General features: G+C 43.5%; 13 protein-coding genes. 10 read left to right on the top strand and 3 right to left on the bottom strand.

All coding sequences use genetic code 11. From position 1 onward, the window contains the following. The first annotated feature begins 63 nt into the window (after positions 1–63). The 7 genes from JFN88_RS10820 (at position 64) to JFN88_RS10790 (ending at position 3057) form a co-directional block, all read left to right on the top strand. Positions 64–375, top strand: a complete 312-nt coding sequence (locus JFN88_RS10820) for a hypothetical protein (RefSeq protein WP_199019322.1) — start codon at positions 64–66, stop codon at positions 373–375. A 16-nt stretch (positions 376–391) separates the two neighbouring features. Continuing rightward, a complete protein-coding gene (locus JFN88_RS10815; RefSeq protein ID WP_199019321.1) occupies positions 392–607 on the top strand; it encodes a hypothetical protein in 216 nt (71 codons plus the stop codon). Then, the gene (locus JFN88_RS10810; protein ID WP_199019320.1) at positions 608–1192 is read left to right on the top strand and encodes an LPD29 domain-containing protein; all 585 of its coding nucleotides are present in this window, start codon (positions 608–610) and stop codon (positions 1190–1192) included. It begins immediately after the preceding gene. Between the two features lie 11 nt (positions 1193–1203). Next, the gene (locus JFN88_RS10805; RefSeq protein WP_199019319.1) at positions 1204–1398 is read left to right on the top strand and encodes an aspartyl-phosphate phosphatase Spo0E family protein; all 195 of its coding nucleotides are present in this window, start codon (positions 1204–1206) and stop codon (positions 1396–1398) included. 84 nt (positions 1399–1482) lie between these two features. Beyond that, positions 1483–1740: a hypothetical protein gene (locus JFN88_RS10800; protein ID WP_199019318.1), complete on the top strand. Its 258-nt coding sequence runs from the start codon at positions 1483–1485 to the stop codon at positions 1738–1740. A gap of 289 nt (positions 1741–2029) precedes the next feature. Beyond that, the gene (locus JFN88_RS10795; protein ID WP_199019317.1) at positions 2030–2212 is read left to right on the top strand and encodes a hypothetical protein; all 183 of its coding nucleotides are present in this window, start codon (positions 2030–2032) and stop codon (positions 2210–2212) included. Next, complete coding sequence (locus tag JFN88_RS10790) at positions 2209–3057, top strand: Fic/DOC family protein (protein ID WP_199019316.1); 849 nt, start codon at positions 2209–2211, stop codon at positions 3055–3057. The genes JFN88_RS10795 and JFN88_RS10790 overlap by 4 nt, the downstream gene beginning before the upstream one ends. A gap of 105 nt (positions 3058–3162) precedes the next feature. On the opposite strand, the gene JFN88_RS10785 is transcribed toward JFN88_RS10790, so the two are convergent. Then, on the bottom strand, positions 3163–3318 hold the full coding sequence (locus tag JFN88_RS10785; RefSeq protein ID WP_199019315.1) for a hypothetical protein: 156 nt from the start codon (positions 3316–3318) through the stop codon (positions 3163–3165). A gap of 351 nt (positions 3319–3669) precedes the next feature. Here JFN88_RS10785 and JFN88_RS10780 point away from each other — a divergent pair, with 351 nt between their 5' ends. After that, on the top strand, positions 3670–4260 hold the full coding sequence (locus JFN88_RS10780; protein WP_199019314.1) for a hypothetical protein: 591 nt from the start codon (positions 3670–3672) through the stop codon (positions 4258–4260). Positions 4261–4412: 152 nt separating this feature from the next. On the opposite strand, the gene JFN88_RS10775 is transcribed toward JFN88_RS10780, so the two are convergent. Both JFN88_RS10775 and JFN88_RS10770 read right to left on the bottom strand, forming a co-directional pair. Continuing rightward, on the bottom strand, positions 4413–4718 hold the full coding sequence (locus tag JFN88_RS10775; protein WP_199019313.1) for a hypothetical protein: 306 nt from the start codon (positions 4716–4718) through the stop codon (positions 4413–4415). Positions 4719–4740: 22 nt separating this feature from the next. Beyond that, positions 4741–5121, bottom strand: coding sequence for a type II toxin-antitoxin system HicB family antitoxin (locus JFN88_RS10770; protein ID WP_199019312.1), 381 nt, complete (start codon positions 5119–5121; stop codon positions 4741–4743). Between the two features lie 600 nt (positions 5122–5721). On the opposite strand from JFN88_RS10770, the gene JFN88_RS10765 reads away from it, so the two are divergent. Both JFN88_RS10765 and JFN88_RS10760 read left to right on the top strand, forming a co-directional pair. Next, entirely contained in the window at positions 5722–5910 is a 189-nt protein-coding gene (locus JFN88_RS10765; protein ID WP_199019311.1) for a hypothetical protein, read from the top strand. Beyond that, the gene (locus tag JFN88_RS10760; RefSeq protein ID WP_199019310.1) at positions 5900–6586 is read left to right on the top strand and encodes an N-6 DNA methylase; all 687 of its coding nucleotides are present in this window, start codon (positions 5900–5902) and stop codon (positions 6584–6586) included. Before JFN88_RS10765 ends, JFN88_RS10760 begins: the two co-directional genes overlap by 11 nt. Positions 6587–7159: the final 573 nt, after the last annotated feature.

The raw sequence follows: 7159 nt of genomic DNA, 5'->3' as shown, positions 1-7159 counted from the left end.
TGTGCGGGGCCGGTAAACCTTTAAGGATTCCGCTCATCGCCGCTAGGGCTAGACCGGCAAACGATGCCGGATGCAAGGGGGGCGGGCGGGGGTTCAAGGTACTTTGTACAAGGAAAGGAGGGATTCGTTATTAAAGCAAAATTAAAGAAATTTTTCGATGAAAAGCAGCTTCCAGAAAATATCTTCATCGTTGAAAAAGACCAGCTTACTCATGTTATCGACTTTGATACTCTAATTGATCTGATCGTAAATGTAGCTCCAGAAAATGAGCAAGCCGTCATTTGGAACATGATCAGCAAGATTGATTTTTTAAACGGAGATATTTCACATTATTTGAACCATCTGGCCACAGCGTATATTATGGAAAATTTTTGAGAGAGAGTGATCGATATTGAAGAAAACTGTATTCCGTCAGGCAATAAAAGTTCTAAGACGAGTGTTGGACGAGAATTTCACAAAAGAAGAACAAGCACTTTTGGAATGGAAACCCGCTATTAAGACAGATGCCACGTTGCAATGGCGTTTCATTTTCAAAGGGGACGGAAAGCTTCGAACCTATACTTATATTCGCTCTGTGAATAATGTTGTTATTAGGAGGATTGATTAAATGAAAGTCATTAAAGAAACGGCCGCTGCAACAGCACAGAAAATTGAAACGATTTTGGAGAAAATTTTCCCTGAAATTGAGTTTTCCGTTAGTCATGAAAAGGGATCATTAGTTACTGTGAATTGGGAAGACGGCCCGCTTACTTCGGATATACAGCAAATCCTCGATCAATTCAGATTTGAATACGAATGGTTTGGCCAGCGTTACATTGGCGCAAAGCATATCTATGGATATCGGCATTTGAGTGATCGGCTCCAAGGATTGTTGCAGCAGACAGGATTAGTTGACCAAGAAGCTGCAGAAAGGCAGCTTATAGAAAACGGCATAATTCAGGCAACTCTACCACAGGAATGGCGTCCCGAGGAAACAGAGAACCAGCCAAAAGGGAGAGTGTTTGCCTTCCCGACCCGAATTATTCATGCCAGGCTGATCGAGGATCTGAGCGCCTCGATGACACCGGAACAAAAATTGAAGTTTCAGTTAATACAGCAGTTTGTCAGTCTTGATCAGGTTGCTGACTATCTGAATGACATGACGATAGACGAAATGTTCCGGATAGTCGCAGAGCAATTATACTTGGAATAGAGGGTGCGGTAATGGAAAAGGAATTCAAGAACGTGAAGCAAGGGTTGGAGGAGATTCAGTCGGACATAGAGCGACTGAGGGCAGACATGGTAAGTAATGCTGTAAGACTTGGAGTATTGGATCATTTAGTCTTAGCGAAATCGGAGCAGTTGGATATTCTAATTGTTAAATATATGTTAGAAAAAAATAAAAAGCCGACCGAGTAATCGACTTTTTAAGAGGCGAGAAATTTTACCACAACCGCTCGCCTCTCCATTTTATCATAAAATAATAAATAAGGGGAGATTCGAATGTTTATACCTTTGTGGAATGCCATTTTGGGTTCGTTTGTTGTAATTGGTTTAATTGGTGTTTGTCTATATAATCTGTATGACCTTAATAAAGAAGAAATGGCTATGAAAGAGGAAGTAATAAACGAAAAGCAGCCTGAAAGGGTTTTTATCTACAATATGAACATTTCTCGTCGTCATCAACTCGTCGTTCAGGAGCGGCCGCGGTATTTACAACGTGAAGAAGTGGGTCAATTGGGTGAAGGAGTTTTAAAATGAGCGCAATAAACAATGTTGCAACATGTGCTGTATGTGGACTTAATTACCCTGAAAAAGATGTAAATATGGTGGATTATGATGAAGATGTATGTACGAGGTGTGAGCCATCGTACTCCTGGACGAATTGTATCATCAATCCAGGAGAAGGAGGTATCTTCAACAATAAATTAAATAAATAAAATCCGAATACCCAAATAAAACAACAATTTGTTTGTTGGGATTATAAAAGTGCTTTATTGTGATATAATAAAGGTAAGAAAAAACACCTTACTCAAGGCGGTGGAACAATATGTTTGGAAACATGGATCGCTCCCTTCAGGAGGCGAAAGCAAGTTTGGAAATTGAAGGTATGAAGATGCCGGTCGGTAGTGAAAATCTAATCAAAATGAAACTAAACGGGGATATCAGTCAGAAAGAGTTTATAAAGCGAGCTGCAGAGATGGCACGGTCCACGCTTGTGGTCAATCGGTGAGTAAATATATTTATCCCGGTACAGAGACTTTGAAAAATCTTGCCGGGATTCGAGATCCAGCAGAATTATCCCGCTATGAAAGTATCGTCACTACTGCGCGATTGGCGGAAATTCAGGAAACACCGATTCATGGCAATTTTGATTTAAAGCATCTGCAGGAGATCCACCACTATATATTTCAAGATGTGTACCACTTTTCGGGGCGAATCCGGACAGAAAATATCGCTAAAGATACTTTCCGATTCGCTCCGATGCAATTTATTGAATCCGCCAGCAAAGAATTATTTGAAAAATTACGTCTGGAGAGGTATTTGACGGAATTGCCTCCCGATGTATTTTCAGAACGTGCAGCTCACTATATGGCTGAAATTAATGTCCTTCATCCTTTCCGGGAAGGAAATGGCCGGTCAACCAGGGAGTTTATGCGTCAACTCTCCAAACAAGCGGGCTACGAATTGGAATGGTCCCGAGTCGATCCGCGACGAGCATTCCAGGCTTCGGTCAAATCTGTAACTGATACCGCAGATTTAACCCAAGTTATTCGAGACGCAATAAGAGAAGCCGACCCCGCTCTATTGAAAGACTTGCTAAAGCAAATTGAAGGGATGCCTTCTATACATAATTCTGTGTTATTTAATCAAGAAATACTCAATCGTAACGTTCTTTCCTATAAATTTTCGAAATCATCCAGAATATTAGAGGTTAACTTGCAAGGAATTCCGGATAAGATTGTTATTCAAATGTTTCAAGCGCCACACTTTCCACAGGTTTTAAAGGAGCAGCTAATTGATCAGGCGGTATTAGGACTTGATTCTAATCAAATAAGCCTGGATTTTCAAAAATGAAGTAAGACAATAAGCTTCCCATTAGGGAAGCTTTTTTGTTATCCGGAAGAAAGGACTTTCTTGGCCAAGTGCGTTGGAAACATCCTGGAAAGGAGAATCCCGTTACTACCACAGCATATCTGGAAGCAGGGAGTCGAAGAGATCCGCAGCGGCCTGCGGCCATAGCGCCCGGCGTTCGTCGCTGGCTGCTGCAGGAGGACGGTTCTTCCGGAGAGGAAACAGCAAATCGTCCCTGAAATCAGGCGGACGGGGAGCTGGCATGAAAGGTGGCCATCCGGATCAGGCAAAGGAGAAACCTGGTCCTGCTGGAGCCGTATCCGAAGCAGGCAGTCGAAGAGATTCGCAGCGGGCATTAGGTAGCCTTCCTATCGGAAGCCTTTGATTTTATTACCCCTTGTATTTAAACCCATGCACCGCCAACTTATCACTCCGAGCCTATGATCATGCAAGGCCGCTGGCGCGCCGCTTCGCGGTGGCCAACAAAAAGAACCGGCATCCGGATAGTGCTTTCCCGGCGCACGGTTCTTTTTGTTGGCCAGCCTTGCATGATCGGCTCTCCATGATGCGTCTCTGGTGCAAGGGATACTTAAAAACCAAGGGAGAAGATCCAATATGAAAATTTCTAAAGAACAATTTATTCAATTTGTCCATGCATTTGAAGATCAAAATCAATTTGAATATGACGATACAGCGCTGCTGCAGCCGAATGAGAATCAAATCGTTTACCATGCTACGTATCGAGATGAGAGCAATTATAAGTCCGATGTTAAATTTTCATTGGATGTCCCTTCCGGAGAAGTCAATTGGGAAGTGGCTTATGGGTGGAATGACGCTTATGAGGAAATAGATGCTTTATACCATCAAATGTTTGGCCGTTCTGAAATGAAGGATGTTTTGACTAATAACAATGAGGCTCAACATGTCTATAGAGTTTTAATGAATCTAGGTCTTGCAGTCAGCAAAGCGGAACAGGGAAGAATTCCATTTTCGTCGGTTTTTTATTCCATTCCAATCCGTGATTGTCTTCCGGAGCATACGATTCTCGCTACCACATGGCATATTGACGATATTCGCGAATACTTCCCGGAGGATTCTTCTGATGACCATTTATTCGAGAAACTACGGGAGATGGAGAAAGCAATAACGGATGCGTCTGTTGCAGCCGGTTGGGAAGTCATTCAACTGATGAGTAAAGAAGAATAAACGAATTGTGGGGGAAGCATACGAGTTTTAGATTTCGATGAAGTAGGCAACAATACTTGAGTTCATGGAGACTCAAGTATTGTTGTAGGTATAACCGCATTGGCATTAGGTGGGCAAGCTATTTCATTCCTTATTCCATAAGATATGCGAACTTATGTATTATCTGGAGTTGTCACATCGATTTGATATTGCCATTGATAACTCTCGTCATTTTTCTCGTTCCACAGCTTTATGAGTTCGAGAATGTTGTTTTGACCTTCTTCTTGGGAGCCAACATAGAGCGCCGGAACCCAACCTCCGTGATCGTTAGGATCATCTTTCTCTCCAGGACGAAGTTTTTCCCGACAGTTGGCACAATAACTATCATTATCTATACCTAAATAGTGTACAGTTTCAAACACTTTGAAGTCTCGAAAACAATTTCCACAATTTTTTCTTCCTGCTATTCTTCTAATCATGCTTGTTCAACCTCCATTTGTTTTATTTTTCCAATTCCTGACGAATTGCTCTTTGCAAGACTTGAGAGAAATTAATGCCTGCTTCCTCCGCCGCTTCATTAAGTTCTTCCGGAATGGTCAGTGTTTTTTTCTTATACGTAATCTTTTTATCCATCTTCAATTGCACAATAATGGTCCGCTGATGCTCACTCACCTCGACCGCATGCAGCGGTGTTGGCTCCGGCAATTTCTCCTGGTCGGCAATACGGCTATCTATTGTTAGTTTTAAGACTTCGTGCGCCCTTCTGATCGCCTGTGCCTCGTTATTCGCTTGGGACAGGGCCTCTTCTAAATCCGGGAATATTATGCCAATGTGTTTGCCTGAAAAATCAAGGATTGCAGGGTAAACATAGTTCCTTTTCACTGAAATACTCCTTTCACATAAGCGGTTTGCTTATTTATATTATACACGTATTGGTACGTATTTAAACCTGTTTTTTTATAGAAGTAAATAGAATCGGGCTGATGCTACAGGCTCTAAGGGGAAAGTGCCCCCCTAAGAGTCTGTACGCACCGCTGTGAGGTTACTCCAGTCGATAACCAGAGCGCCTACACCGGGCAACAACCTCCCGGTCAAGGCGCTCTAGGTTCCTGGCTTTCGTTTTACACCTCACACGGAGCTGCAGATCAAAACCACCTTTATGGAAACCTTCTTCCCGATGGTCAGAAGCTGCGGCCCCTGTTCGGCTCCGTTGCCACTTTTGGGCACTCTACCATAGCCCGCCTGCAGGTCAAGGGGTGCGCTACGCCGCTTCGGTAAATGCTCCCTTCGGTTGGTCGGTCCGCTTGATCTTCGAGCCCCTTGACCAGCAGAGCCATCTACCCACCAAACGCCGGACAACCCGCCGGCGCCCGTGGCCCCTTAGATGGCGATTGGGCCAAGCTGTGTATTCACACGGTATGGTCTTCGCAGCCTGTGGCAAGTTTTTACTGGCCGCAGATTACAACAAGGGAGAAAACAGATATGAAACTAAATGATACCGAAAGACAGGCGCTTCAACTTTTAGCTCAAGCATGCCATCAATTAAGAAAATGTGACAATGAGGAATTATTCGAACAGTTAAGTGAGTTAGGATTACTTCCACTTCGTGATTTTGACGAAGCTGAAGCAGAGTGCTTGTTTCTTTTAAAGGAGACGTCCCATGAAGAGTAAACGACTGAACGGCATCCACCAAGAATTTTTAACCATTTTTAAGTCACTTACAAATAGAAATTCAAGTTGGAGAGTCTGGTCAGATTTCATAGAGCTGACTGCAATATCAATTTCAAATGGTATTGATCCAGTGAGATACCAGGAGCGAGAACGCAGGTATATGGAAGTTATTAAGCATTACAGTGATGATGAAGCCCAACAATTCGCGAGGCTTTTAGCCATGATTGTTCAGGCATTGGAAGCGGATCCGGAGCAAGACTTTTTGGGTGAAATCTTCATGAGTTTGGAGCTTTGGAACCACTGGAAAGGACAGTATTTTACCCCTTATTATCTGAGCCGACTTATGGCGCAGCTTCAAATTGGCCAGATTCATGAAAAGATTGAGAAAAGGGGCTTCATCAGTGTGAATGATTGTGCATGCGGAGCCGGAGCCATGCTTATCGCCTTTGCGAACGAAGCCAAAAAGGTCAACGTGAACTACCAAAAGCAGGTACTATTTGTTGCACAGGATATTGACCAAACCGCTGCTTTAATGTGCTACATCCAGTTGTCATTACTAGGTTGCCCTGGTTACGTCATTATTGGGAATACACTTACGGAGCCGCCAACAGAGCCTTTAAACTCCAGCATGAACGTTTGGTATACGCCATTCTATATGATAGGCCGCTGGAAATAGCGTGAACAGAAAGATAAAGCTGTGTAAGCCTTGCTGCGGAGCTACTTTCAGGCCAGCGTGCACCAGGATAGGAACGGTCAGGCGAAGATATTCGCAGCGACCTGCAGGTGTAGTGCTTGTCGAACGCTGCCAAGCATAATATAGAGAAAAATCCCCTGTGAGGAAACACCTCCAGGGGATTTTCATAGTTTCAATCCACGCACTATATAAGTGCGATGCGAGCTTTAGGTTTCGATGATGTAGCCAACAATACTTGAGTCCGCATGAACTCAAGTATTGTTGTAGGTATACCGCATAGAAATTATAGCAAATTGATATTTGATGGGCAAGCACCATTTTAAGTGCGAGTTGTCACATCGATCTGATATCCATACTCCGCAATCTTTTCTGCCTGCTATTATACACGTATTTAAACATGTTTTAAGAAACAAGAGCCAGGAGAAGAAAAGAGCCCCGGAAAAGGAAACCTTCCTCCCTTTGGTCGGAAGCCAGAACAAAGGCCCGTCCCATCCCAGGCAGTATAGCGAGGCCGCAAGGCACGTATTCCGTCATCAAGACATCCGTCCAACTGCA

Source organism: Paenibacillus roseus, assembly GCF_016424485.1.
Taxonomy (GTDB): Bacteria; Bacillota; Bacilli; order Paenibacillales; family Paenibacillaceae; genus Paenibacillus_D; species Paenibacillus_D roseus.
Note: the sequence above shows the minus strand (reverse complement) of the source record. Positions and strands in the feature narration are given on the sequence as shown.

Excerpts from the sequence above, each read along its gene's own strand:
- JFN88_RS10810 (WP_199019320.1), top strand. The coding sequence starts at position 608 with ATGAAAGTCATTAAAGAAACGGCCGCTGCAACAGCACAGAAAATTGAA.
- JFN88_RS10820 (WP_199019322.1), top strand. The coding sequence starts at position 64 with ATGCCGGATGCAAGGGGGGCGGGCGGGGGTTCAAGGTACTTTGTACAA.
- JFN88_RS10765 (WP_199019311.1), top strand. The coding sequence starts at position 5,722 with ATGAAACTAAATGATACCGAAAGACAGGCGCTTCAACTTTTAGCTCAA.
- JFN88_RS10805 (WP_199019319.1), top strand. The coding sequence starts at position 1,204 with ATGGAAAAGGAATTCAAGAACGTGAAGCAAGGGTTGGAGGAGATTCAG.
- JFN88_RS10800 (WP_199019318.1), top strand. The coding sequence starts at position 1,483 with ATGTTTATACCTTTGTGGAATGCCATTTTGGGTTCGTTTGTTGTAATT.
- JFN88_RS10775 (WP_199019313.1), bottom strand. The coding sequence starts at position 4,718 with ATGATTAGAAGAATAGCAGGAAGAAAAAATTGTGGAAATTGTTTTCGA.
- JFN88_RS10785 (WP_199019315.1), bottom strand. The coding sequence starts at position 3,318 with ATGCCAGCTCCCCGTCCGCCTGATTTCAGGGACGATTTGCTGTTTCCT.
- JFN88_RS10795 (WP_199019317.1), top strand. The coding sequence starts at position 2,030 with ATGTTTGGAAACATGGATCGCTCCCTTCAGGAGGCGAAAGCAAGTTTG.
- JFN88_RS10760 (WP_199019310.1), top strand. The coding sequence starts at position 5,900 with ATGAAGAGTAAACGACTGAACGGCATCCACCAAGAATTTTTAACCATT.
- JFN88_RS10780 (WP_199019314.1), top strand. The coding sequence starts at position 3,670 with ATGAAAATTTCTAAAGAACAATTTATTCAATTTGTCCATGCATTTGAA.